General features: G+C 33.0%; 26 protein-coding genes. 15 read left to right on the forward strand and 11 right to left on the reverse strand.

All coding sequences use genetic code 11. The features are described 5' to 3' along the window. The first annotated feature begins 86 nt into the window (after positions 1 to 86). From OF897_RS16040 to OF897_RS16075, 8 genes are all read left to right on the forward strand, one after another. Complete coding sequence (locus OF897_RS16040; protein WP_267266684.1) at positions 87 to 1,274, forward strand: homogentisate 1,2-dioxygenase; 1,188 nt, start codon at positions 87 to 89, stop codon at positions 1,272 to 1,274. A 208-nt stretch (positions 1,275 to 1,482) separates the two neighbouring features. Then, positions 1,483 to 2,757: an acetyl-CoA hydrolase/transferase family protein gene (locus OF897_RS16045; protein ID WP_267266685.1), complete on the forward strand. Its 1,275-nt coding sequence runs from the start codon at positions 1,483 to 1,485 to the stop codon at positions 2,755 to 2,757. Positions 2,758 to 2,785: 28 nt separating this feature from the next. After that, a complete protein-coding gene (locus OF897_RS16050; protein ID WP_267266686.1) occupies positions 2,786 to 3,325 on the forward strand; it encodes a hypothetical protein in 540 nt (179 codons plus the stop codon). 124 nt (positions 3,326 to 3,449) lie between these two features. Beyond that, positions 3,450 to 4,580, forward strand: a complete 1,131-nt coding sequence (gene hppD / locus OF897_RS16055) for a 4-hydroxyphenylpyruvate dioxygenase (protein WP_267266687.1) — start codon at positions 3,450 to 3,452, stop codon at positions 4,578 to 4,580. A 258-nt stretch (positions 4,581 to 4,838) separates the two neighbouring features. Continuing rightward, positions 4,839 to 5,318, forward strand: a complete 480-nt coding sequence (locus OF897_RS16060; RefSeq protein WP_267266688.1) for a hypothetical protein — start codon at positions 4,839 to 4,841, stop codon at positions 5,316 to 5,318. Between the two features lie 109 nt (positions 5,319 to 5,427). Continuing rightward, complete coding sequence (gene fahA / locus OF897_RS16065) at positions 5,428 to 6,675, forward strand: fumarylacetoacetase (RefSeq protein ID WP_267266689.1); 1,248 nt, start codon at positions 5,428 to 5,430, stop codon at positions 6,673 to 6,675. A gap of 99 nt (positions 6,676 to 6,774) precedes the next feature. Beyond that, the gene (locus OF897_RS16070) at positions 6,775 to 7,182 is read left to right on the forward strand and encodes a GxxExxY protein (RefSeq protein WP_267266690.1); all 408 of its coding nucleotides are present in this window, start codon (positions 6,775 to 6,777) and stop codon (positions 7,180 to 7,182) included. A gap of 110 nt (positions 7,183 to 7,292) precedes the next feature. Next, positions 7,293 to 8,114, forward strand: a complete 822-nt coding sequence (locus OF897_RS16075; protein WP_267266691.1) for a flavin reductase family protein — start codon at positions 7,293 to 7,295, stop codon at positions 8,112 to 8,114. 46 nt (positions 8,115 to 8,160) lie between these two features. On the opposite strand, the gene OF897_RS16080 is transcribed toward OF897_RS16075, so the two are convergent. From OF897_RS16080 to OF897_RS16115, 8 genes are all read right to left on the reverse strand, one after another. After that, the gene (locus OF897_RS16080; RefSeq protein WP_267266692.1) at positions 8,161 to 9,009 is read right to left on the reverse strand and encodes an alpha/beta hydrolase family protein; all 849 of its coding nucleotides are present in this window, start codon (positions 9,007 to 9,009) and stop codon (positions 8,161 to 8,163) included. A 147-nt stretch (positions 9,010 to 9,156) separates the two neighbouring features. After that, positions 9,157 to 10,215, reverse strand: a complete 1,059-nt coding sequence (locus OF897_RS16085; protein WP_267266693.1) for a diphosphomevalonate/mevalonate 3,5-bisphosphate decarboxylase family protein — start codon at positions 10,213 to 10,215, stop codon at positions 9,157 to 9,159. Between the two features lie 166 nt (positions 10,216 to 10,381). After that, a complete protein-coding gene (locus OF897_RS16090; RefSeq protein ID WP_267266694.1) occupies positions 10,382 to 12,151 on the reverse strand; it encodes an AMP-dependent synthetase/ligase in 1,770 nt (589 codons plus the stop codon). Further along, the gene (locus tag OF897_RS16095; RefSeq protein ID WP_267266695.1) at positions 12,151 to 13,167 is read right to left on the reverse strand and encodes an NAD-dependent epimerase/dehydratase family protein; all 1,017 of its coding nucleotides are present in this window, start codon (positions 13,165 to 13,167) and stop codon (positions 12,151 to 12,153) included. Before OF897_RS16095 ends, OF897_RS16090 begins: the two co-directional genes overlap by 1 nt. 150 nt (positions 13,168 to 13,317) lie before the next feature. Continuing rightward, a complete protein-coding gene (locus OF897_RS16100; protein WP_267266696.1) occupies positions 13,318 to 14,103 on the reverse strand; it encodes an alpha/beta fold hydrolase in 786 nt (261 codons plus the stop codon). A 90-nt stretch (positions 14,104 to 14,193) separates the two neighbouring features. Beyond that, positions 14,194 to 14,913, reverse strand: coding sequence for a pyridoxine 5'-phosphate synthase (locus tag OF897_RS16105; protein WP_267266697.1), 720 nt, complete (start codon positions 14,911 to 14,913; stop codon positions 14,194 to 14,196). Then, a complete protein-coding gene (locus OF897_RS16110) occupies positions 14,910 to 15,881 on the reverse strand; it encodes an LTA synthase family protein (RefSeq protein WP_267266698.1) in 972 nt (323 codons plus the stop codon). Before OF897_RS16110 ends, OF897_RS16105 begins: the two co-directional genes overlap by 4 nt. A gap of 28 nt (positions 15,882 to 15,909) precedes the next feature. Then, positions 15,910 to 17,175: a mechanosensitive ion channel family protein gene (locus tag OF897_RS16115; protein ID WP_267266699.1), complete on the reverse strand. Its 1,266-nt coding sequence runs from the start codon at positions 17,173 to 17,175 to the stop codon at positions 15,910 to 15,912. Positions 17,176 to 17,340: 165 nt separating this feature from the next. Here OF897_RS16115 and OF897_RS16120 point away from each other — a divergent pair, with 165 nt between their 5' ends. The 3 genes from OF897_RS16120 (at position 17,341) to OF897_RS16130 (ending at position 19,588) form a co-directional block, all read left to right on the forward strand. Continuing rightward, positions 17,341 to 18,519, forward strand: coding sequence for a carboxypeptidase regulatory-like domain-containing protein (locus tag OF897_RS16120; protein ID WP_267266700.1), 1,179 nt, complete (start codon positions 17,341 to 17,343; stop codon positions 18,517 to 18,519). Between the two features lie 65 nt (positions 18,520 to 18,584). Next, positions 18,585 to 19,076, forward strand: a complete 492-nt coding sequence (locus OF897_RS16125) for a DUF456 domain-containing protein (protein WP_267266701.1) — start codon at positions 18,585 to 18,587, stop codon at positions 19,074 to 19,076. A gap of 8 nt (positions 19,077 to 19,084) precedes the next feature. Beyond that, positions 19,085 to 19,588: a hypothetical protein gene (locus tag OF897_RS16130; protein ID WP_267266702.1), complete on the forward strand. Its 504-nt coding sequence runs from the start codon at positions 19,085 to 19,087 to the stop codon at positions 19,586 to 19,588. Here the strand turns inward: OF897_RS16130 and OF897_RS16135 are convergent. The 3 genes from OF897_RS16135 to OF897_RS16145 all read right to left on the reverse strand — a co-directional run bounded on the left by OF897_RS16135 (position 19,575) and on the right by OF897_RS16145 (position 21,087). Continuing rightward, the gene (locus OF897_RS16135) at positions 19,575 to 20,216 is read right to left on the reverse strand and encodes a uracil-DNA glycosylase (RefSeq protein WP_267266703.1); all 642 of its coding nucleotides are present in this window, start codon (positions 20,214 to 20,216) and stop codon (positions 19,575 to 19,577) included. The genes OF897_RS16130 and OF897_RS16135 overlap by 14 nt on opposite strands. Beyond that, positions 20,217 to 20,519 (reverse strand): hypothetical protein, encoded by a 303-nt coding sequence (locus OF897_RS16140; RefSeq protein ID WP_267266704.1) that lies wholly within the window; start codon positions 20,517 to 20,519, stop codon positions 20,217 to 20,219. Between the two features lie 64 nt (positions 20,520 to 20,583). After that, the gene (locus OF897_RS16145) at positions 20,584 to 21,087 is read right to left on the reverse strand and encodes a GNAT family N-acetyltransferase (RefSeq protein ID WP_267266705.1); all 504 of its coding nucleotides are present in this window, start codon (positions 21,085 to 21,087) and stop codon (positions 20,584 to 20,586) included. Positions 21,088 to 21,316: 229 nt separating this feature from the next. On the opposite strand from OF897_RS16145, the gene OF897_RS16150 reads away from it, so the two are divergent. The 4 genes from OF897_RS16150 (at position 21,317) to OF897_RS16165 (ending at position 25,799) form a co-directional block, all read left to right on the forward strand. Continuing rightward, positions 21,317 to 23,464 (forward strand): endonuclease MutS2, encoded by a 2,148-nt coding sequence (locus OF897_RS16150; RefSeq protein ID WP_267266706.1) that lies wholly within the window; start codon positions 21,317 to 21,319, stop codon positions 23,462 to 23,464. Positions 23,465 to 23,473: 9 nt separating this feature from the next. Beyond that, complete coding sequence (locus tag OF897_RS16155) at positions 23,474 to 23,962, forward strand: YcxB family protein (protein ID WP_267266707.1); 489 nt, start codon at positions 23,474 to 23,476, stop codon at positions 23,960 to 23,962. A 346-nt stretch (positions 23,963 to 24,308) separates the two neighbouring features. Then, positions 24,309 to 24,971 (forward strand): ATP-binding cassette domain-containing protein, encoded by a 663-nt coding sequence (locus OF897_RS16160; protein WP_267266708.1) that lies wholly within the window; start codon positions 24,309 to 24,311, stop codon positions 24,969 to 24,971. Between the two features lie 30 nt (positions 24,972 to 25,001). Then, the gene (locus OF897_RS16165; RefSeq protein WP_267266709.1) at positions 25,002 to 25,799 is read left to right on the forward strand and encodes a hypothetical protein; all 798 of its coding nucleotides are present in this window, start codon (positions 25,002 to 25,004) and stop codon (positions 25,797 to 25,799) included. Positions 25,800 to 25,844: the final 45 nt, after the last annotated feature.

A 25,844-nucleotide genomic window follows, 5' to 3' on the forward strand; every position in this document is an offset into this window, starting at 1 on the left:
TTCATATCAAAAAAAACACAGTGAAAAATCTTTCAACACAATTCATTAAAAAATATTAAATTTGAGAGTCAACATATAAAAGTAAAATGAGATATCATCAGTCGGGAAATATCCCACAGAAAAGGCATACGATTTTCAAGTCTCTGGAAGATAAATTCTATTACGAACAACTTTTCGGAACCGAAGGTTTTCATGGAATTTCTTCGTTGTTATATCATATTCATCGTCCGACTCAAATCAAGTCAATTGGCGAAGCGAAAGATGTGACCCCAAAAATTGCGATTGATAAAAACGTGACTCCAAGAATGTTTAAGGGAATGAATGTAACTCCTGAAGACGATTTTATGGACAGCCGAAAGTTTTTGATGGTGAACAACGACCTGAAAATGGGATTATCGAAGCCTAGAAAATCGATGGATTATTTCTACAAAAATGCCGAGTGCGACGAACTTTTATACGCTCACAGCGGAAGCGGAATTCTAAAAACCTTTGTTGGAAATCTGGAATTTTCTGTTGGTGATTATTTAATTATTCCAAGAGGAACGATTTATCAGGTTGAATTACATTCTGACGATACTGTTTTCTTTGTGGTTGAAAGTCACTCTCCTATTTACACTCCAAAGCGTTACAGAAACGAATTTGGACAATTATTAGAGCATTCTCCATTCTGCGAAAGAGATATTATTACACCAACTTTTGTGGGACCAAAAGACGAAAAGGGAGAATTCTTAATTAAAGTAAAAAAAGAAAATCAGATTACTGATTTCATCTATGCAACACATCCGTTCGATGTTGTAGGTTGGGACGGATATTTTTATCCTTATAAATTTAATATTAAAAACTTCGAGCCGATTACGGGAAGAATTCACCAACCACCACCAATTCACCAGACTTTTGAAGCGCACAATTTTGTGGTTTGTTCGTTCTGTGCAAGAATGTATGATTATCATCCGTTGGCAATTCCAGCGCCTTACAATCACTCAAATATTGACTCTGATGAGGTTTTATTCTACACTGAAGGTGATTTTATGAGCCGAAACCATATCGATTTAATGGATTTCACGCTTCATCCAGGAGGAATCGTTCACGGACCTCATCCCGGAGCAATGGAACGCAGTATCGGAAAAAAATTCACTGAAGAATATGCAGTGATGGTTGACCCGTTCAGACCTTTAAAAATTACTGAAGAAGCTTTAAAAGTAGAAGATCCTTCTTACAAAACTTCTTGGCTGGAAAGTGAAGATCATAGTTTAGAAGACCGTTCGCAGGAATAATGCAGCTATATGTAATTAGCTTTTGGCTTTTAGCTTTAAATCTATTATAAAATATATTGAGGACTGAATTTAAAATTCAGTCCTTTTTCATTCAATTTTCACCAAAACATGATAAATATTTTCTCTTATTAATAGCCTGTAAAAATTAGATAAACTATCTTTAAAGGAAGAAAGAAATCGTAAAATCTATCCTTTAAAATTTTAGAAAATGTACAATTATATAAGTGCAGAAGAAGCTGTATATACCGTAAAAAGTGGAAATCGTGTGTTTTTTCATGGAAGTGCATGTACCCCAAATCATTTAATTGACGAATTGGCGAAACAATCTCACCGACTAGACAAAGTAGAAATTGTTTCCATCACACAACAAGGAAATGTGGAAGTTGCAAAACCAGAATATAAAGACAAGTTTTTCGTGAACTCATTATTTGTTTCAACACCTGTGCGAGATGCAGTGAATTCTGACCGTGGAGATTTCGTGCCCGTTTTTTTAAGTGAAATCCCTATTCTTTTCAGGAAAAACATTTTACCGCTTGATGTTGCCTTTATCACAGTTTCGCCGCCTGATAAACACGGTTTCTGTACATTGGGAACTTCTGTAGATGTTGCGAGAGCCGCTGTTGATACTGCTCAGACTATTGTTGCCATCGTTAATCCTTTAATGCCAAGAACACACGGTGACGGAATGATCCACATCAGCAAAATTCATAAATTGGTTTGGCATGAAGAAGAACTTCCAACTGTTGATTATGGTGCAAAAGTAGGTCCGGACGAAATGTTGGTCGGAAAAAACGTTGCCGAATTAATTGAAGATAGATCCACACTTCAAATGGGAATCGGAACTATTCCTGATGCAGTTTTAAAATGTTTGGGGAATCATAAAGATTTGGGAATTCATACCGAAATGTTGAGTGACGGAGTGATTGATTTGATTCAAAACGACGTCATTAACAATAAATACAAAGGTTACAATGATAATAAAACAATTACAAGTTTCTGTTTCGGAACAAGAAAATTATACGATTATGTAGATGATAACACCGTTTTCTCTTTTGACGATGTGAGCACAGTGAATTTCCCAATTAATATTATGAGAAACAATAAAATGGTTGCGATTAATTCTGCGATTGAAATAGATTTAACCGGACAAGTTTGCGCAGATTCCATCGGAACAATGCAATACAGCGGAATTGGCGGACAAATGGATTTTATGAGAGGAGCAGCTTTAAGCGAGGACGGAAAACCAATTATCGCCATCACATCAAGAACGAAAAGAGGAGTTTCCAGAATTGTTCCATTCCTGAAACAGGGAGCCGGAGTTGTAACAACAAGAGGTCATATTCATTGGGTTGTTACAGAATACGGAAGTGTGTATTTATATGGAAAAAATCTTCGCCAGAGAGCTCAGGAACTCATCAGTATTGCACATCCTGATGACAGAGAAATGTTGGAGAGAGCAGCTTATGAGAGATTTAAGCATTAGTTTTAGCGAATTAATAAAAACACCTAAAATGGACAAAAATTTATTAAATCTATTTCATGATTCGTTCAATCATTTTTTAGAATCAAATTTAGATAATATATTAAATGGAGTAGCAGAAAGAAATCTGTGTGCAAGACTTGGATTAAATTTTGAGTTTAATTTTCAAAAATATGGACTTGAAGGCTATTATGCAGATGCCGAGTACAATCGCAAACAAGGAGGAGAGGTAAAAACAATATTAGATAACGAAACTGAAATTATACCAATTCAATGTGATTTAATAATCCATAGTAGAGGTGGAATAATTTCGAATGATAACTTAATTGCAATTGAAATGAAAAAATCAGGTCGACCAGAAGAAGAAAAAATAAAAGATCGAAAAAGACTTCGTGCTCTCACTAAAGAAAGCTACGATGACATTTGGTCAAATGATGGAATTACTCTTCCGGAACAGGTATGTGGATATGATATTGGAATTTATTTAATTTTAAATATAACAAAGAGATATTTTGATATTGAATATTATTTTAAAGGGAAGTATATTACTAAAACGCAAAAGAATTTTTAATACAAGCACAATATTTCATTTGATTTTTTTATTAAAACTTTAACTAACAGTTGTTTGTTTCAATTTTAACATTATCGCAGAATTTTGTAATTTGCAACATCAATAAAAGTAAAAAACAGAAAATATGTCAACATTAACATTTGCCGAAAAAATTGCTCAGGCAGAGAATTTTTTGCCAATCAACGGTACAGATTATATCGAGTTTTATGTGGGGAATGCAAAGCAGGCAGCTCATTATTACAAGACTGCATTCGGTTTTCAGTCGGTTGCATATGCCGGTCCTGAAACGGGTGTAAGAGATCGTGCATCATACGTTCTTCAGCAGGGAAAAATCAGATTAATCCTTACTACAGGTTTAAAATCTGATTCTCCAGTTAGTGAGCATGTAAAAAAACACGGTGATGGTGTTAAAATTTTGGCACTTTGGGTAGATGATGCGTATTCAGCATTTGAAGAAACTACAAAAAGAGGTGGGAAACCATATTTAGAGCCTACAACTTTGACAGATGAGCACGGTGAAGTAAGAATGTCCGGAATTTATACTTACGGCGAAACGGTTCACATGTTCATCGAAAGAAAAAATTATACAGGAGCTTTCATGCCTGGTTACCAAAAATGGGAAAGTGATTACAAGCCTGAAGAAGCAGGACTTTTGTATGTTGACCACTGCGTAGGAAATGTAGACTGGGACAGAATGATTCCAACTGTTGAGTGGTACGAAAAAGTAATGGGATTTGTAAACATTCTTTCTTTTGACGACAAACAAATTAACACAGAATATTCTGCTTTGATGTCTAAAGTAATGTCAAACGGAAACGGTTTCGCAAAATTCCCGATCAACGAACCAGCAGAAGGTAAAAAGAAATCTCAGGTAGAAGAATATCTTGATTTCTATGAAGGTGAGGGTGTTCAGCACATTGCGGTTGCTACAAAAGACATTATTCACACTGTTACTGAGTTGAAAAAAAGAGGTGTAGAATTCCTTTCTGCTCCACCAGAAGCTTATTATGAATTGGTTCCTGAAAGAGTGGGTCACATTGATGAAGATCTTAAAAAACTTCAGAGTTTAGGAATTTTAATTGACCATGACGAAGAAGGTTATTTACTTCAGATCTTCACGAAACCAGTTGAAGACCGTCCTACTCTATTCTTCGAAATCATTGAAAGACATGGAGCTCAGAGTTTCGGAGCTGGTAATTTCAAAGCTTTATTTGAAGCTCTAGAAAGAGAACAGGAAAAAAGAGGGAATCTTTAATATTAAATAAATTACGAGATAAAATTTGAATCTTTAAACCATTAAGTGGAATTAATTAGTTAAGATTTTTTAAGGAAATTTCTAAAGATATTGATTGAGCAAAGTGCTTAATTTTAGATTTATCTAAATCTTAAAAATACTTAAAAACTAAAATATCTTAATGTTTTAAAATCAATTCATTTTAATTATCTAACATTAAACAACACAGTTTTTGTCAGGACAAAAAATCCTGACAAAACTTTTTATAAACACAGGATTATGACCAAATTTTTCAGCGGATTATTACTTATCGGAACCGTTTTTTTTGCCAATGCACAATACGGAACATTGAATGCTATTCTTACCAAATTGGAAGAAAGAAAAGGGATCAATCAAAATTTGAGTAATGTAAATATTGATGATAAAAAATTTGTTGTCATAAAAGATTTTCAGGATCACACTGAAAGAAATTTTATCGTTATAAAAGGTAAAAAAGCAACTTATGTTGAAGTATTCGACGATAAAGCGACAGGAGAAAGTACTTCAAACGTATTTTCAGGAGATATTGTTAGAAGCAGAAAAAACATTATTTCTCTAAGAGCCGATATGCTTGAAAATAAAAAAGTTCCTATTCCTGTAACCAAAACGCTTTTGCTGACAAGGCTTGATGACATTTTATATCTCATCGATATCAACAGCAAAGATCGATGGATTGATGAAACTTCTTTTTCAAAAATGAAAAATTCGTCTAAAAAATAGCTTTGTTTAAACACAAATAACACTGATATTTTTCACGAATAAACACAAGTTATTTATGACATCATTTGTAAACTTTGTGTTAAAAAAATCAAATTAAAAAATAAAAATTATGAAATCATTTGTAGAATATAATTCAGATTCAGACTTTTCCATTCATAATATTCCGTTTGGAGTAGCGGTTTTTAACAAAGAATTTATCGCTTGTTGCACGAGAATCGGAGATCAGATTATCGATTTGGCGACGTTGTATGATTTGGGCTTTTTTGAGGGAATAAAAGGTCTTGAAGACAACGTATTCGAAGCATACACTCTGAACGAATTTATAGAGCTTGAAAAACCAGTTACGAATGCAGTTCGTCTTAAACTTCAGGAATTACTTTTGGAAGGATCTATCTTGTCAAAAGATGAAAAAACCATTGAAGAAGCGTTCTACGATTTAGATCAGGTGAAAATGATGATGCCTGTTCATATCCCGAATTACACCGACTTCTACAGCAGCATCGAGCATGCAACCAATGTTGGAAAAATGTTCAGAGATCCTGCAAATGCTTTACTTCCCAACTGGAAACATTTACCGGTAGGATATCACGGTAGAGCTTCATCAATCGTAGTTTCGGGAACAGAAATTAACCGTCCAAAAGGTCAGACTAAACCTGCTGATGCAGACAAGCCACTTTTCGGTCCATCAAAGCAATTGGATTTCGAACTGGAAATGGCTTTCATTCTGAATAAAAACACAGAAATGGGCGAAAGTATTTCTACCAAAGACGCTGAAGACGCGATTTTCGGGATGGTGATTTTCAACGATTGGTCAGCTAGAGATATTCAAGCGTGGGAATACGTTCCGCTAGGACCATTTTTGGCAAAAAATTTCGGCTCGTCGGTTTCTCCGTGGGTGGTAACTCTTGAGGCTTTAGAACCATTTAAAACCGCTTCACCCACACAAGATCCTGAAGTTTTAGATTATCTAAAATTTGAAGGCGATAAAAATTACGATATCAATCTTGAAGTTTACTTGCAACCTGAAAACGGTGAAGAAAACCTAATTTCCGAAAGCAACTACAAACACATGTACTGGAACATGACTCAGCAATTAGCTCATCACACCGTAAATGGTTGCAATGTTGAAGCGGGAGATATGTATGCAAGTGGAACAATTTCAGGAAGTGACCCAAAATCTTTCGGTTCTATGCTTGAATTAACATGGAGAGGTCAAAACCCAATCACTTTAAGCAACGGACAGGAAAGAAAATTTATTGATGATAATGATACTGTGACAATGAAAGCCTGGGCTGAAAAAGATGGGGTGAGAGTAGGTTTCGGGGAAGTTTCCGGGAAAATTATTCCTGCTAAATAATGACTTAACCACAAAAGGCACAAAAGTTTTTTTTAAGAGTTTAAATTTAAAGCTTTTTAAAGTTCAAATAAGTTGTACGTAAATTATTAAAGAATTGTGATGATAACGCAATCATACTTAACAGATTTGACCTATAAAATTAATGGAGCCTGTATTGAAGTTCACAAGATTTTAGGTGCTGGTTTGCTTGAAAATGTTTATCATAAATGTTTGGAGGAAGAATTCAGATTAAGAAACATTAATTTTAAATCTGAATTAAAAGTTCCTGTTATTTATAAAGGAAAAGAAATTAGTTGCGACTTTTTTTGTGATTTTTTAATTGAAGAACAAATTATTCTAGAAATAAAATCCGTAACGGCAATCAATGAAATTCATCGTGCTCAAATCTTAAACTATATCAATTTAATGCAAAAACCCAAAGGCATTTTGGTCAATTTTAATGTGAAAAATTTATATCATCAAGGGCAGGAAACTTTTGTAAACAAACATTATGAGATGCTGTTATGATTACTAAAAATTTGGTATAGATGTTATTCACACCACCTTTTTTGAACTTTAATAAATTAAAAATTATAACTCATAAAAGCTTTTGTGACTTTTGTGGTAAAATATAAAACATGAAAACAGTAATCCCATCAGAAATAACTCCTGTACAACTACAAACAATAATGCAAACAGCCGTTTCACCACGACCTATTGCATTGGCTTCAACGGTTGATAAAGACGGAAACAGTAATTTATCTCCGTTCAGTTTTTTTAATATGTTTAGTACGGTGCCACCGATTTTGATTTTTTCACCATCCAGAAGAGTTCGGGATAATACAACGAAGCATACGTTGGAAAATGTTTTAGAAACTTCTGAAGTAGTAATCGGGACAGTCAATTTTCCGATTGTGCAGCAGATTTCTTTGGCTTCTACAGAATATGGCGACGGAGTGAATGAATTTATCAAATCTGGTTTAACGATGAAAGATGCTGATTTGGTTAAGCCTAAATTAATTGCAGAATGCCCTGTCAATTTCGAATGTAAAGTTTTGGAAGTAAAATCTTTAGGAGATCAAGGAGGTGCAGGAAACTTGGTTATCTGTGAAGTTCATAAAATTCACATCAGAGAAGAATATTTGAATTCTGATGGAAATTTAGACCAAGCAAAATTGGATATGGTTGCCAGATTAGGTGGAAATTATTATTCAAGAAGCAATGAGAACAGTCTTTTTGAAGTTCCAAAACCTTTGGTTACAAAAGGAATTGGCTTTGACCGACTTCCAGACGCTGTAAAACTCAGCAACGTCTTTACTGGAAACGATTTGGGAATGTTGGCAAATGTTGAGGTTTTGCCTTCAGAAGATTGTCATGATGATGAAAATATTCATTTGGAAGCTCAGAAGTTTTTGCTTGAAAGTAAAATTTCTGAAGCTTGGAAACTTCTGAGTAAATAAACCAAATTATATTAATAAAAGGAGTAAAAATTTTTCACTCCTTTTATTATTCGTTTACTATTTTTTCGGTAATAAATTCAATACATTTTTTTATCACTTCATCCAAATCTTTTGGCAATTCTTTCCCTTCCCAAGGCTCTTTTGCTCCGAAAGTATGATTAGCGTTTTCTACAAAATACAATTCAGTATTCGGATTTAAAAGATGAAGATGTTCTGCATTCTTTAAACTTACTGATTCATCATTTGTCCCGTGAATTATCAAAACATGAGCTTTAGCCATTTCCATCGAGCGCTCAACATCAAAACGATGATAATTGGTTTCAAAATCTTCAAAAAACTGGTAGTAGTGCGGCATCTGCTGTTTCGTCCTTCCGTTTTCGACATAATAAACTCCTTCATTTTTCCAGTTTTCAAAAGCTTCATTTTTCGGAAATCGTTCTAAAGAATCAACACTTGCTAAAGTAATCAAACCATTAATTCTGATGTCTTCGCAGGTTTTAACAATCGAAATTCCGCCACCTCTACTATGACATATTAAAATGATTTTATTTTCATCAACTTTTTCTTTTTTAGAAAAATGATCAATCACAACGTTTAAATCTGAAAGTTCTTTTGTGTAATTATTATTTCCGAAAGCTTCTAAATCCGCAAAATTATCCGGATCTTCAACTGTTGTTCCGTTGTGCGAAAAATTAAATTTAACAAAGAAAAAGCCAGCTTCGGCAAATTTTTCAGCCATTAAATTCCAAGCTCCCCAATCTTTGTAACCTTTGTAACCATGAACAAAAATGACTAAGGGAAGTTTATTTTCTGTTTCAGGGTAAAATGCATCGGCAAGAAAATCTTTCGTTTCAGAATTTGAAAGGATGATATTTTGATCTTTAATAATATTCATACTATCTTATTTAATTACCAGTTTATCGTTCGATTTCTTCCCCATGTTCCTACAGATGTACCTTTGCTATAAGTTGTATTCATGCAAAGAATCAAGATAAAACCTATTAATAAACTGATGAGTAAAATTCTTTTTTTGTTTTTCATTTTAAAACTTCGTCACATCTTTCACTACTCCATTTTTCTGAGTGTGCTGCAATAATTCAGTTTCGATAAACGATTTTATCTGCTCTTCAGAACCATCATTCGGGAACAATAAATGTACATTTGCTCCTGCATCCAAAGTGAAGAATAAAGGTAAATTTGTTTCTTTTCTGAAATCCCAAATCTTATTGATGACTTCCAAAGTGCCTGTTTTCATTAAAATAAAAGCAGGATCGCTCATCATCATCATGGCGTGAAGCGTTAAAGCTTCGTGTTCTACCAACTTGATAAATTCTTCCATATTTCCTGATTTCAGAATTTCTTTCATCGGAACAAAATTTTCTCTTGCCTCCTGAAATCTTCTTTCAGCATACGGATTTGTGTTCATTAAACCATGACCAACCGTTGAAGAAACGCTTTTTACACCTTCATGAATCAGCAAAACCCAATCATTAAAATCTTTAAAAACAGGATGAATTTCATCATCAGAATATTTTACGGCGAATAAATCTGAACTCCCTTCAACCTCATCAGATTTCCCCCAAACAACCAATCCATTGTACAAACTTCTACAAGCACTTCCGCTTCCTAATCTTGCCAGAAACGATGCTTTTCTTAATGATTCATCTTCTGAAGTCTTTCCTGAAAACTCTTCATCCAATGTCATCAGACATTTTGCAATTGCTCCGAAACCTGATGCAGAACTTGCAATTCCTGAGCTGTGAGGAAATGTATTTTCAGTTTTGATAACGTATTTTCCTTTTAATATCCACGGTAAGTACTGCTCGATATTCTTGAAGTATTTTTCGATTTTTTCAGCAAATTTCACTTCTTCATTTCCTGAAAGGAAAGTCTGTACAGAAAATGGCTCGTTTGCAAAAAACTCCATTTCTGTATTGGTTTTACAGTGATTTAAAGTAAAACTGATACTTGGATTTGCCGGAATCTGATCTTTGTATTTCCCCCAATATTTAATCAAAGCAATATTTGAGGGACAGCTTTCTGAAACTGTTTTATTTTGTATCGTAAAATTTTCTTTTCCTAAAAATTCGTTTGTTGTCATAGTTAGTTTCAAATATAAACCTATTTTTCAATCCTAATCATTTTAATAGTTTAAGATATACAATGTTTGTCATTCCGTAGGAATTTAAATTATTTTATCTTAAAACTGTTGAGATTCCTACGGAATGACAGACTAGTCGTGATTTATCTGAGATAATAAGTTCTAATTAGTACATCTTCTCAATAACGTCTGCATATTTTTTCAGCACAATATTTCTTTTAATCTTCAAAGTTGGCGTGATTTCTCCGCTGCTGATTTCAAATTCTGCAGGCATTAAAGTAAACTTTTTCACCTTCTCAAAATCTGAAAGATGCTTTTGAAATTCGTTGATTTTTTCTTTATAAAAATCGATGATTTCTTTCTTCTGAACTATTTCTTCCCAATTGGTAAACGGAATATTTCTCTTTTTTAAATAATCCGTCAGAAATTCAAAATTCGGAACAATTAAAGCCGAAACAAACTGTTTTCCTTCAGCAATCAAAACAATCTGTTGGATGAAATTATTGTTGGTCAGAAGATTTTCTATTATCTGCGGTGCAATATATTTCCCGTTGGAAGTTTTCATTAAATCTTTGATTCTGTCGGTAATAAAAAGATTTCCTTTGTCGTCAAACTTTCCTGCGTCACCGGTTTTAAACCAACCATCCTGCGTAAAAACTTTTTCGGTTTCTTCAGGTCGGTTGTAGTAGCCTTTCATAATGCCGTTTCCTTTTGCCTGAATTTCGTCGTTTTCGCCAATTCGGATTTCTACTCCCGGCAAAGGCTTTCCACAACTTCCGTGTTCAAAATTTGTTGGTGGAAATGCCGTTAAAGTTGCAGTCGTTTCTGTCAAACCGTAACCAACTGTAATATGAATATCAATTGACTCGAAAAACTGTGTTACTTCTGGTGACAAAGATGCTCCACCACAAGGAATAAACCACAATCTTCCGCCTAATTTTTCTTTTATTTTGCTGAAAACCAACAAATCGGCAACCGTTTCTTTACATTTTAAACCAAAAGGAATTGTCTGGTCTTTTCTTTTGAATTCTGCAGTTTGACTTCCAATTTCTAAAGCCCAATTGAAAATTTTCTTTTTTAATGATGAACCTTCTTCTGCTTTTTCTAAAACTCCTGCATACACTTTCTGCAAAAATCTCGGAACAACGCACATCATTGATGGTTTTACTTCCTCCAAAGCTTTGGCAATATCTTTCGGATCGTCCAGGAAATAAACTCTTGCTCCACCATATAAACACAGCAAGGTCCAGCTTCTTTCAAAAACGTGTGTTAATGGTAAAAATGCCAACGAAATCTCATCTTCAAAGTTTTTAAACCTAAAAAACTCAAAATGAGCATCGCAAAGTTTTACAAAATTTCCATGGGGAAGTATTACTCCTTTGGGATTTCCTGTTGTTCCTGATGTGTAAATAATCGTTGCTGTATCGTCTTCATTCTTTTCTGAAAAATCAAGTTTCGGTGACGATTTTGCAATAAAATCTTCCAAATAAAAACTGCTGAATTCTTTTTTAATCCAAACCGCTTTTTTAGAAATGATGATTGATTTTAAACCTGTGCTTTCTTTTTTTAAGATTTCCAGACAAGAATCGTATTGAGCCTGACTTCCCACTAAAACTGATTTTGCACCAGAATCATTAAGAATAAATTCCGCCTGTTCGGTATTATTGGTTGAATAAATCGGAACGGTAATCGCCCCAATCGACAATACAGCCAAATCAAAAATCATCCATTCTGCAGAATTATCGGCATAAATAGCGATTTTATCATTCACCTCAATCCCTGAATCTTTCAGTGCGTTGGCAGTTTTAAAAATAACTTCACTGAATTTTTGCCAGCTCAGTTCTTTCCAACCACCTTCTTTTTTCTTAAAGCCAATTGCTGATTTTAAAGGATGCTTTTCTACATTTTTTTTGATGATTGCCTCTGCAAGATTCATTACTTTTTATTCAGCTTTTTGTCGTTAATATAATTGTTGAGATGAAAGTCAATACTTTCTGACACGGGAGTAAATTGAAAATCTAATTTCTCTTTAATTTTTTGATTTGAAATCACATTTAAAGAAGAAACAGATTCAATATTCGATTTTGTCGCCATTTTGAGCTGAGGAATCATCCAACCCAAAAACACATTGGCTATTCTTCCCATTTGCAGCGCAGGTTTTGAAAGAATTTTAGCTTCTTTTAAACCTAATTTAGTTCTGATTTGCTTACCTAAATCAGCATATTTTTTGTTTTCGGAAACGATAATAAATCTTTCTCCGAACGCATTTTTTTCCATTAATTCAATAGAAATTCTGGCAACATCTCTAACGTCAACATAACTCGTTCCGCCAGAAAATGTGAAGCTGTTATTTTCAAAAGTCGGAAAAATATCGCCACTGCTTTTGCCCCAGTTTCCCGTTCCGATAATCATTCCGGGATTGATAATGATTGTATTTAAACCTTCTGCGGAAGCTCTCCAAACCTCCATTTCAGAAAGATGTTTTGAGATCGAATATGCAGAATGCTCGTCTTTAGGGTTGAAATCTGAACTTTCGTCAAGCTCTCCTTTTTCATTAAATAAATCTAAAACTGCAATCGAACTTACGTGAAGAAATTTTTCAACCTTAGAATTTTCGCAGGCAAAAAGAAGGTTTTCTGTCGCCTTGATATTGGTGTGATTCATTTCTTTTTCATCTTTCGGATGAAAACTGACTTTCGCAGCACAGTGATAGACTTCTGTAACGCCATTCAAAGCTGATTCAACTGCGTGAATGTCATCAAAATCCACATCAATCCATTCAATTTTATCAAAAAAAACACCGGAATTCTCTGTAAAATATTGATAGGAATGTTTTACTTCATTGATGTTGCTCGAAGGTCTTTTTGCAGCACGCACTTTTTTACCTTTTTTTAAAAGTTCGAGAACGATGATTCTGCCTAAAATTCCTGTTGCACCTGTTACGAAGACCATAGATTGAGATTGATTTTAATGGTTTTGCAAATTTGCATAAATATAACAGAAAAAGATGGATTTATTTTACTACAAAAGTCATAAAACATATTTTTCACCTAAATTTTAAACTGAAAATTAGATGGCATCAAAGAATACATTTGACTTAGCTTATAATCCTAAAAATTCTTTCACAACGATTGCAAAATCAACCGGATTATCTGCCTGAACCCAGTGTGCAGCATTTTTTATTTTTACAAATTGAGCTTTTGGAAACTGCTGCTTGATGGCAAACTCATCCTGTGGCAAAATATAATTTGATTTCTCACCTGAAATGAACAATGTTTCACCTTCAAAAACTCCAAATTTAATAGCATTTGATACAAACTGATTGTATTTTTCTGACAATGTTTTCAGATTAAATCTCCAGTTTAATTTTTTAAAATCCCCATTTTCTTCCCAATACAGATTTTTAGCTAAAAACTGAATGGTAGATTTTTCAGGAATGTATTGCGTTAAAACGGTTTCTACTTCACCTCGTGATTTTACCTCATCAAAGTTTACCGTTTCTAATGCTTTCATAATTCCCTGATGATGCGGAGGATATGCTTTTGGTCCAATGTCGACAACAGTTAGTTTATCAACTTTTTCAGGATAATTTATAGCGAATTGCATCACGGCTTTTCCACCTAAAGAATGCCCTAAAACATGGGCTTTTTCAATTCCATAATGATTCATGTAATTGGCAATATCATTAGCTAAATCATCGTGAGACATACTTTCAGAATGAAAACTTCTGCCATGATTACGTAAATCAATTAAATGAACGGGTAAAAATTCTCCCAATTCTTTTCCGAAACTTCCCCAATTATCAAGCATTCCAAACAAACCGTGAAATACTAAAAGCGGTGTTGACGATAAGTTTTCGCCGAATATTTTTGAATGTAAGATTTCCATATTTTTTTAAGATGTTAGAAATTAGATATTAGAAGTTAGTATGCAAACTCTCTTACTAACTTTTAATACCTTAACCTATAGTTTCTAATTCTACCATTTTGCCAATCTCTTCAAATACGCCTGAACTGTATTTTCCATTCCCATATACAACGCTTCAGAAATCAAAGCGTGACCGATGGAAACTTCCAAAAGATTTGGGATATTGTCTGCAAAATATTTTAAATTTTCTAAACTTAAATCGTGACCAGCATTGATTCCTAATCCGAATTTCTCAGCTTCAATAGCTGTTTCAATATAAGGTTTGATAGCTTCTTCTTTATTTGTTGAATAATTTGATGCATAAGCTTCAGTGTACAGTTCAATTCTGTCGGCTCCTGTTTCCGCAGCAAATTTTACCATTTCAGGATTGGGATCTAAGAAAATTGAAGTTCTGATTCCCGCATTTTTAAATTCTGTAATTACAGATTTTAGAAAATCCATATTTTTTTCACAATCCCAACCTGCATTTGATGTTATTGCATCATCGGCATCGGGAACCAAAGTCACTTGTTCAGGTTTTACTTCTAGAACCATATCGATAAAATCTCGGTGTGGATTTCCTTCTATATTATATTCGGTTGTTACCAATGGCTTTAAATCGTACACATCTTTTCTCGTAATGTGTCTTTCATCTGGTCTTGGATGAATGGTAATTCCATGAGCACCAAATTCCTGAATTTTGATTGCAGCTTCCGTCACACTTGGAGTTTCTCCTCCTCTAGCGTTTCTGATGGTTGCAATTTTATTAATGTTTACACTTAGTTTTGTCATTTAGAGAACAATTTTTGAAAAACGGTCTTAAAAGATATTGCATTGAGAGGAAATTCTGCTAAAACATGAATCATGCTCAATACGAAAAGAAACAACAAGCCCGTTTGATAATTTATAAGGTACAAAGCTATTGATAAAATCCAAATCCCTGCAACTAAAACCATCTTTTTTGGCTCCAAAGACCGACTCCATCCTATGACAGAAGTCTTGGAAAACCAATTCAGATAATGGTAAGTATAAGCAAAAGCTATAAAAATCTGTACTTTTATGATTAGTGCTGCAGTTTCTGTTTTACCAATAAAAAAAACCAACCATTGACTAATAGGTTTAAACCCGGTAAGATTAAATAAATTTTGTGCACTTGATCTCTCCAAAGCTAAATTTTCTACAGGAAGAAAATAAATAAAAAATGGCACAGCCAAAAGAATTACAATACTCAGTAAACCCAATCTATTGGGACTTGAAAGATATCCCATTATCATGAACATTGCTGTAAATACATAAACGTGAATAATTGTAGGCAGAAATAAACCAAAAAGAATGATGACACTGGGTTTAAAAAAGTAAAGAATTACACAAAACAATAAAGTTGCAATCATTAAGCTTTTAATCAATATTGATTTAGTTTTAAAAATAAAGTAAATACTTATAAGAAAAAACGCAGACAATAAAAACCCGACAAAAAAACCATTATTTATGCTGTATAAGTTGAAAATACTGATATAATTTAAAAATAAAAAAAGCGACAGTGCGACAAATAATAAGACAAAGATTTTTACTGTTTTTTTAGGAACAAAGAAATCTTTATTTTTTAACCAATGCAATTCTGTTAAATAATGTAATGGCCCCAAAACAGCGTAAGAAAATAAAAAAGTATCGAATGGAAGTACACAAGATATTAGTGCAGCCAACAAAAGCATGATGAAATTTAACTGTTCCGCATTTTGATGAGATACAATATTTTTCATGTTTTTACAAATGTGCTTTTAATACAGATTAGACTTTTAAGCCAATCTGCATAACCTGAAGATCAAATTCCTTTGAAGCAACCAACAAATGGTCAAAAATATCAGCCTGAATTTGTTCAAAACGCACCCATTTAGAATCATTTGCAAAACAATAGATTTCCATCGGAAGTCCTTGAGCTGTAATTTCCAGTTGACGAACCATTATTGGACTTTCTTTATCGATTTCGGGATCATTTTCAAGGTATTTTTGAGCGTAATGCCTGAAAACTCCGATATTGGTCAACTGTCTTCCGTTGATAATTTTATCTCGATGCTCAATTGAAGCTTTTTCCTGATTGATTTCTGAAATTTTTTGATTTAAATAATCCGAAATAAGATTAATGTCTTTTAGTTTTTCAATTTCTTCATCATTTAAAAATTTAAATGATGTAATGTTAAAAACTATTGATTTTTTTATTCTTCGGGTATTTGATTCCGACATTACCTGAAGATTTTTAATTTCAGTAGTCAGCAAATCATACGTTGGAATCGAAGAAATTGTTTTGTCAAAATTTGAAATTTTTGTGGTCAGCAAGCTTATATCTAAAATATTTCCTTCAATATTATATTTTGGAATTCCGATCCAATCACCAACTTTTAAACTTTTGGAAGTAGCAACGTGAATTCCGGTAACAAAACCTAAAATTGTATCTCTGAACACCAAAACCAAAACTGCTGTAATTGCTCCTAAACTCCCGACAATCGTTGTTCCTTTAATCCCAAAAATCACACAGATGCTTACTATAGTAAAAATGAAAATACCGAGAATTTTTACCGTTTCAGAAATCGCATTAATTGCCATCACTTTGTAATAATCTTGTTTTATCGTAAAATAGCTTCTAAAACCAGTTAAAGAACGATACAACATTCCTGCAAGAATCAGTACCAAACCTAGATTAACCGATCTGTGAATAAAAATAGTGGTATTTTTTAAAGCTCCCACAAAAATTGACTCATGCAAAGATCCTATCGTTGCCAATGCTACAAAATGAGCAAGGGAATTGGTAATCCTTGAATTGTAAATAGATTTTATAACGGGAAATTTTTCTTCGTTACGGAAAAACTTAAAAGTATAATTGATGATTATCTTGAAAATAAAATCAAGCAACAGGAAAATTCCAAGCAGCAATGCCATCTTCACGATGATATGAAAAACCCAGTCGAGCCCCGTAGGTGAAATTTTGCTTACATAAATGTAAAGCTGTTCACTCGTTTCCTGAAAAAAACTTTTGGTATCTTTTATTTCGTCTTTCATTAAAACAAATTTAATAAATTAAAATTCACCACAACCCTAATAAAATAAGAATTTTTCACAATACTCAAGATTAATAATTAACAAATATTTAAAATTAATTTAAAAATACAATCAAATCAATAATAATTTAATTAATTTAGTATTCTTAATTTAAAACCAAATTCTATGAAAAATCTCAACTTATTCTTTATTCTCATTCTGCTTTTATCACTTGGATCTTGTAGGTCTGATTCTGAAACTCCGGCAGAAATCACTGTTGACAACACTATAAAAACCGGTAAAATCTCCGGAAGAGTAATGTCGCAAAACGGGAGCAAATCTATCGGAGGTGCATCTGTTTTCACATTTGATGAAAAATACAAAATCTATTACACAACTTCTGATTCTGATGGAAATTTCACATTAGAAGCTCCTGTTGGAAATCACACAATTCACATTCAAACCGGAAATGGCAGTAATTTCCGTACCGAAATTTCAGCAACTATAAAAGACAACGAAACTTTAAGCTTAAATGCAAGTCAAACTAAACTAAATCAGGTTGCTAAAATTGCTTACGTAAAAGGAAACTATGATAAAATTGAGAATATTATTCAGAATTTAGGATACAATGCCACAGAAATTACCAATGCTGATCTTGCCAACATCACAGCAATTGCTCAATACGACATTATTTTTCTTAATTGCGGATCAAGAAATTACAATTCAAACCAATCACTTTACCCTGCAATTGACGCGAATTTGGCTATTTTTGTTGCTAATGGCGGAAGTATTTACGCATCAGATTGGGATGTTGCCTATTTAGTTGGTGGAACTGACAATACAACAAGCTGTTCACTTCCGGGTGGATTTGTTCCTGATACAAAATTATGCTCGACAAACACAGGAAGCTCTGGAATTATTCCGGCAACTGTAAGTAGTTCTGGATTATCTACTGCTTTAGGATTTAATACTCTTAATATTGATTTTGATTTAGGTTCATGGCAAAAAATTACCAACTATGATCCGACATATTGGGAAGTTTTAGTGAAAGAAACTTCATCAAACAATGCATTGATGATCAGAACCAATCATTTTACAGCAACAGGAATTCCTGCAACACCAATCGGAAATGCTCCGAATACAACATTTACAACAGTTTGTATTACACTTCCCGGAAATATACAAATCAGTCTTTCTGTTCCTACCGCTGCAGTTCCTTATCTGGTAGCTTTAGGCGCAACTGTGGGACCTTGTTCGGGATCTACAAACAGTGGATATATTTATTACACAAGTTTCCATAATCACGCTACAGGAAATATTGGAAATGCAGGAGTAATTCTACAGTATGTAATTTTAAATCTTTAAAAATCGGCTTAAAAATTGATAAACAAAAAGTGGCTTTTTAAAGTCACTTTTTTATTTAAATAAATATGGATCATTCAATAATTTCGCTTTTAAGTATCATTTTACTTATTCTGGGAATCTTGGGAACTTTTTTACCGGTTTTACCGGGATTGGTTTTAAGTCTTAGCGGGCTTTTAATTTATAAATATGGCACAGATGCTGATCTTTCAGTACTTTATATTTGGGCATTTGTAATTTTGACACTTGCTTCTGTGGTATTAAGCTACGTAATTCCAGCAAAAACCAACAAAAAATATGGGGGAACAAATTGGGGAAGCATCGGTTCGGTAATCGGAACAATTGTAGGACTGTTTTTACCAATTCCTTTAGGTTTTCTTGTAGGAATGTTTGCCGGAGTTTTTATAGGAGAACTTTTGCACGACAGCAAAGACATGAATAAAGCTTTAAAATCAACCAAAGGAGCGTTTATTGGATTCATTTATGGAACGGGATTCAGCTTAGTTGTTGGAATTGCAATGCTTATGGTTGTCGTTTTAGATATTTTTAATGTAATTTAATTGTAAAAATGTATAAACATATCATATTGAGTTTAAGTTTAATCAGCCTGATAAACTGCAAAGCTCAGAAAGAACTGAAAAATCAGGAAACAGCTCAAAATTCTACTGATGTACAAACCGAAACTTCTATGAAAAGCGAAGGAAATATTATTTATTTCAGTGAAGGAGAAAATAAATTTTTGAAAGAATTTCAAATGAATGTTACTTTTAAAAGTATGGCAGAAGACAGCCGCTGTCCGCAAGGAACACAATGTATTTGGGCTGGAGTTGCCGTTGCCAATGTAGAAGTTATGAGTACCACAAGCCGACCAATGACTTTACAATTTTCAACCACAGAAGTTAACGGGAAAGATTATCATACGACACAATCTTTTAACGGGTATAAAATTTCTTTAGTAAAAGTTACCCCTTATCCAACTGCAGAAAACGGAGCAAAATCACTTTCCGGAAAATACAAAATCGGAATATCGGTTACGAAAGAAGTCTATGAGACGAATTCTACCATGAAATAAGCTTCTTCCCTTTTGAAGCAAGATATTCATTAATTTTCGAGAAAGGTTTGCTGCCATAAAAACCTCTGTATACAGAAAAAGGTGATGGATGCGCAGATTTAATGATAAAATGTTTAGCCGGATTGATTAATTCGGCTTTTTTCTGTGCAAAAGCTCCCCACAAAACGAAAACCACATTTTCTTTTTTATCTGAAATTTCTTTAATTATAAAATCAGTGAATTTTTCCCAACCTAAATCTTTGTGAGAATTTGGCGAATGTGCACGAACTGTCAAAGTTGCATTCAATAATAAAACACCTTGTTTTGCCCAATCATCCAATTCTTTTGAAGTTCGCTCAACTCCAATATCATCTTTTAATTCTGTAAAAATATTTTTAAGTGAAGGTGGAGCTGCAACCTGCTCAGAAACTGAAAAGCACAAACCATTTGCCTGAAAATCATTATGATAAGGATCTTGACCAATAATCACGACTTCAACATCATCAAAAGCCGTTAATTCCAACGCTCTGAAAATCTGTTTTTTTGGAGGAAAAACTTTCGTTGTCGCATACTCCTGTTTTACTTTTTCCCAAAGATTGGTAAAGTAAGGTGTGCTTTTTATCGGGGCTAAAATTTCGGTCCAGGTCATTTAATTTATTGGTTTTAATTCTAAATATTGATCTTTTCCTAATGTAATATAAAATAATGCCAAGAAAGGATTTGTTCCGCTGAGATTATATCTTAATATTCCATCCTCATTAATACTCAGATTAATCAAATTTGAAGTGCACCAATCAATTTTTGCTTTTAAAGCATGATTTCCGGGAGGGATTTCAAATTCCTTTGATTCACCATCTTTTATTTCTCCTATTCTTTTGTTGTCAAGAAGAATTTCTATTAAACGCAATTTATTTGAAAATTCTGATGATCGATTAATAATTATTTTTGCCATATTTTGTTACCGTAATTCTAATATATTGTAGAGGTTTTTATTCGTCAAAAGGATAAGTAAGATATTACTTCTTCAAACTAAAAACCAAATTATCCGGAAAACCTTCATCTTCTCTCTCCTCTTCCAAGATAAAATTATGTTTTAAAAGAAGACCTTTTGAGTTTTCATTAAACTTATTGGTCATAGCCACAATTTCCTGCAAATTTAATTCATTAAAACCAAAATTTAAAACAGCCTGTAAAGTTTCAGACATAATTCCTTTTCTGTGATATTCCGGTAGTAATTCATAACCAACTTCTGCTTGTTTTCTGTCTTCCGAAAATTTCCAGAGACAAATTGTTCCGATAAGATTTGTTTGGTTTTTAAGTGAAATTCCCCAGTAAACAGTTTCATTATTTTCAATCCTTTTTTTGATGGTTAAAATGAAATCCAACGCATCATAATTTGTCTTCGGAGGAATTCTTTTCACAAATTGATTGACAACGTCATTGCCTCGAATTTTTAAAATATCCTCAACATGGCTTTCGTTAATGGGTTTTAAAATTAATCTTTCGGTTTCCAGTTTCATATCTCAAATATAATAAAACCTTATTGAAGTTATTTTATATTTAAATTGAACCATTAAGACCATTTAAGAAGTTAAATTTTAAGGAAAATCAAATAGATTTTTTTTGAATGCAGAAGGATAAAAGCGTAGCAGTGCTTAATATTCTTAAATCCTTCATAAAATCTTAATGTTTCAAAATTAAAAATACATTCTCAAATTATTTCATTTTCAAATTAATTATCTTTGCACTGTGTATATAAATAAAGAAGATTTAGACGAATTAGAGTTCCCGCAATTGCTCGCGGAAATTTCTCCTTTTGCGTACTCTCCGAAAACGAGAGATAAAATTCTTCAACTTCGTCCAATGGAAATTGACGAGGCAGAACTTTCCCTAAAAAAAACTTCCGAATATTTGTCGAGTTTTGAAAGTTCAAATGCTATTCCGTTTGATGAATATGAGGATATTGAAAGTGAGCTTAAATTAATGCTGATCGAAAATTATCGATTGGAGAACGTTGCTTTCATTAAAATAAAAACGCTTACGGAACAAATCGGGAAACTACAGAAGTTTTTCCCAACCATGCCCGAAACTTTTCCTACGTTGATAAAGGATGTTTCTGTGCTTGAATTTAAAAAGGAAATCATTGATAAAGTTGATAAAGTTTTCAACCGTTTTGGCGAAGTCAAAAGTGAAGCTTCTCCAGCTTTAAAAACGTTGAGAGCTGAAATTCAATTGGCTAAAAAAGCAATTCAGGAGAATTTCAACAGGGTTTTATTCAATTATGGACAAAGCGATTTCTTGGATGATATCCGGGAAAGTATTATTGAAGATCAAAGAGTTTTGGCTGTAAAATCGGCGTATAAAAAAAGAGTTCCGGGAAGAGTTTTAGGACTTTCAAAAACTGGTTCTATTACTTATATTCAGCCAGATTCTGTAGTAAAACATTATTTTAAACTGAAAGAAGATCAGGAAGAAGAAAAAAAGGAAATCGACAAAATCCTGAGAAAACTGACTGCAGAATTGGCAGTTTTCCAACCTCAGCTTTGGAGATATCAAATGTATATTTTCGATCTTGATTTAACAAGAGCCAAAGCAAAATTTGGAGAATTAATCAACGGAGTTTTACCTAAAATCAACCGTCACAGAACGCTGAAATTAAGAGAAGCATTCCATCCTTTGTTATTTTTAAGAAACAAAGCAGAGAATAAAACTATTTTCTCGCAAACTTTAAGCTTAACAGATGACAACAGAATTATCTGTATTTCCGGACCGAATGCGGGTGGGAAATCGATTACTTTAAAGACTGTAGGATTGCTTCAACTGATGATTCAGAGTGGAATTTTGGTTCCTACTCATCCAAAATCTGAAATGTTTTTCTTTGAGAAAATCATGACCGATATTGGGGATAATCAATCTATTGAAAATCATCTTTCGACATATTCTTCGAGATTAAAGAAAATGGGCGGAATCATTCGTGAAGCCGATGCCAATACGCTTTTATTGATTGACGAATTCGGAACTGGTTCTGATCCTGAATTAGGTGGCGCTTTAGCCGAAAGTTTCCTTGAGTTTTTCTACGACAAGAAAAGTTTTGCCATTATTACAACGCACTACACCAACATTAAACTGGTAGTAGAAGAACTTCCGAATGCGCAAAATGCAGCAATGCTTTTCAACGAAGAAACGCTCGAACCGATGTACAAATTGGAAATCGGACAAGCAGGAAGTTCATTTACCTTTGAAGTTGCTGAAAAAAATAAAATTCCAAGATTTATCATTCATTCTGCAAAGAAAAAAGTGGAACATGATATCGTGAATTTAGATAAAACGATTGTAAAGCTTCAACAGGAAAAATATGAAGTTGAAAAACTGAAAACTGATCTTGCCGAAAGAAAAGAATCTGTAGAAGACAAACGTGATAATCTACAAAAGCTAAATGATCAGCTTCAGCAAAAACTCTTCAATTTCCAGAAATTATATGAAGAAGAACATCGAAAACTTCAGTTTGGAGGTAAGATTGAATCTTTTATCGACAGTTATGTAAAAGGGAAATCGAGGAAAGATGTAGTGAAAGATTTTGTGAAGATTCTGGAGCAGGAAAAATTTAGAAAAATTGGAGCAGATAAAGATGAAACCAAACGTCTTCAAGTTGTGAAAAGAAAAATAACACAACAACTGAAGAAAGAAGATGTCATTGAAAAAATCAGCGAAACCAACGAAAAAATTGAAGAAAAACGTAAATCTGACCGTGAACTTTGGATGAAAATCGGGCAACGTGTTAGAATTACGGGAAGTACAAGTGTGGGAACAATTGAGAAGATTTCAAGAAATAAAGTGACTGTCAATTACGGAACCTTTAAAACATTGATTGATGCAGATGAATTGGAGAGAATTTAATGCTTAAAAATGACCGTAGAAACGCATATTACTTTTAAAGATTTCTTGAATTTCAATTTAAAAAATTCATTGCCAAGATTGATTATTTTTTCTTTAATCATTCTGGCTGTTTTGGGACTGAATTTATACAATACAGAAATCGATACGAAAGAAATTTTCAGGTCTGCAATGATTTGGTTTGCTGTTCTGTTTGTTTTTATTGTTGTTCGCTCCTATTTCAGATTGAAAAATACATTTTATTCGAATAAGAAAATTCAGGAAAAGATTGTTTATACTTTCACTAAAGAAAATATCCAAACGAAAGGCGAAACATTTGATGGAGATTTTACCTGGAAAACCGTTTATAAAGTAAAAGAAAACAAAGACTGGTTTTTGATTTATCAAAGTAAACTGACAATGAATATGGTTCCGAAAAAGTATTTTACGAAGGAACAGATTTTAGAACTTAGAAGCATAATCAAAAATAATAATGTGAAAGCCAAGCTTAGAACCACCTAAAATCAATAAAAAAATAAAAAAGGGAGTGTCTTAATTGATGCTCTCTTTCTTTTTATTGTTATTTTTGAAAAATGCTTATCAGTTTAAAAGTATTATGGATTTTTTACAGGAAACTTTTGATTCCGGGAATTTTGTTTTCTGTCTTGCTTTCTTTTTCTCTTGGTTTCACGATACAGAATGTCAGTTTGTGTTTTCTTCTGCTATTTCCTTTGCTGCATTATTTTATTTATGAATTGAGATTAAAAAATGAATATTTATTCTATGCGAACTTTGGGTTTTCGAGAATCCAACTTTGGAGCATTACTATTTCTTTTGGAATCATCTTAAAATTTGTGAGTGCATTTTTATGAGTAAACTTCACATTGACAGCATCACAAAATCTTTTGGCGAAAAAGATATTTTGAAAGACATTTATCTGCAGTTGGAAACTGGTAAAATTGCCGGACTTTTAGGTAGAAATGGTTGCGGAAAATCGACTTTATTTCATATTATTTTCGGAACAATTAAAGGTGATACACAATTTATTAAATTTAATAATGAAATTCTAAAAAATCAATCTGACAGAAGAAACAAAATTGCTTATTTGCCACAAAACACGTTTCTACCGAAAAATATCAAGATTAAAAATCTCATCAAGCTGTTTTGCAACAAGGAAAATGTTGATGCAATTTCAGAATTAAATCCAATTCAACCATTTTTAAATGAAACTCCAAAAACACTTTCAGGAGGAGAATTAAGAATTATAGAAACATTACTTATTATTTATTCAAAAGCAGAATTTATTTTGTTGGATGAACCTTTTCACAGTTTATCACCAAAAATAATTGCTGAATTAAAAACAATCATTAAACAACAAACTGAAAATAAAGGTTTTATCATTTCAGATCATCAATATCATGATGTATTGGATATTTCTGATGACATTTTTCTTCTTTCAGACGGTTATTTAAGACCTATTGAAGATTTAAAAGAATTGAAACGGTTTAATTATCTTCCGAAAAATATTTAATTTATATCTTTGAACTATAAATATTTTATAATGACTTTCATAAACAAAGCAATCTATTTATCGATATTCAGTATTTTTTCTTTTGCACTGATCAATGCACAGAATAAAGTTCCTTTTGGCGTTGTAAAAGCAGAAGACGGCTATGCGATGGTGCGTGTACACAAAGAAGATTACCGTAAAATCGTTGATAAAATCAGAATGAAAAAAGGTGATGTTTTTGTTTATGTAAAGCCGGCTCCTGGAGAAACCGAATGGATTTGGATTAAATATCCTGAAAAAGAAGAGCTTCCAAAACCATTTGTGAGATACGATAGTCTTAATAAAGAAGGAATGGTAAATAAAGGCCGTATTGCATTTATAGATCAGCTTCCAAAATTCACTCCGGTATTATCTAAAAACGGAAGATCAATTACTTTTACCGACAATAACAATCCTAAAATTCCTGCCAATCAAAGAACGAAAGTGGTAATTGATATTTATCCTTCCAACGCAAAATTCAAAAAGCAGGAAAAAGATGCAGAAGGAAACATCGTTAAAATCGACAAACAAAAACCTTGGGGAATCAGCAAAGAACTTCCTGAAGATTTAACGGAAATAAAATCTGTGCGTGTTCAACAACCGGGAAGAGGTTCAGTTTTCGTGAGAGAAGGAATTAAAAATATGTTCCAGCCTACAAAAGATTTTGAAAACATGGGCGTAACTTCAATGGATGATGACCATATTTTTCTTTATATGATTAATGGATCAGGTGAAAACAGATACACAACTTTCTGGACGATTAAAGAAGGTAAAGCAATCAGCCAGATCGTTTTCAGCAATCCTGAATAATTCTTAGAAAATATCCTTTATTATTAGTACTTTTGCAACCGAAAA

This window comes from Chryseobacterium formosum (genome assembly GCF_026460885.1).
Classification (GTDB): domain Bacteria; phylum Bacteroidota; class Bacteroidia; order Flavobacteriales; family Weeksellaceae; genus Chryseobacterium; species Chryseobacterium formosus.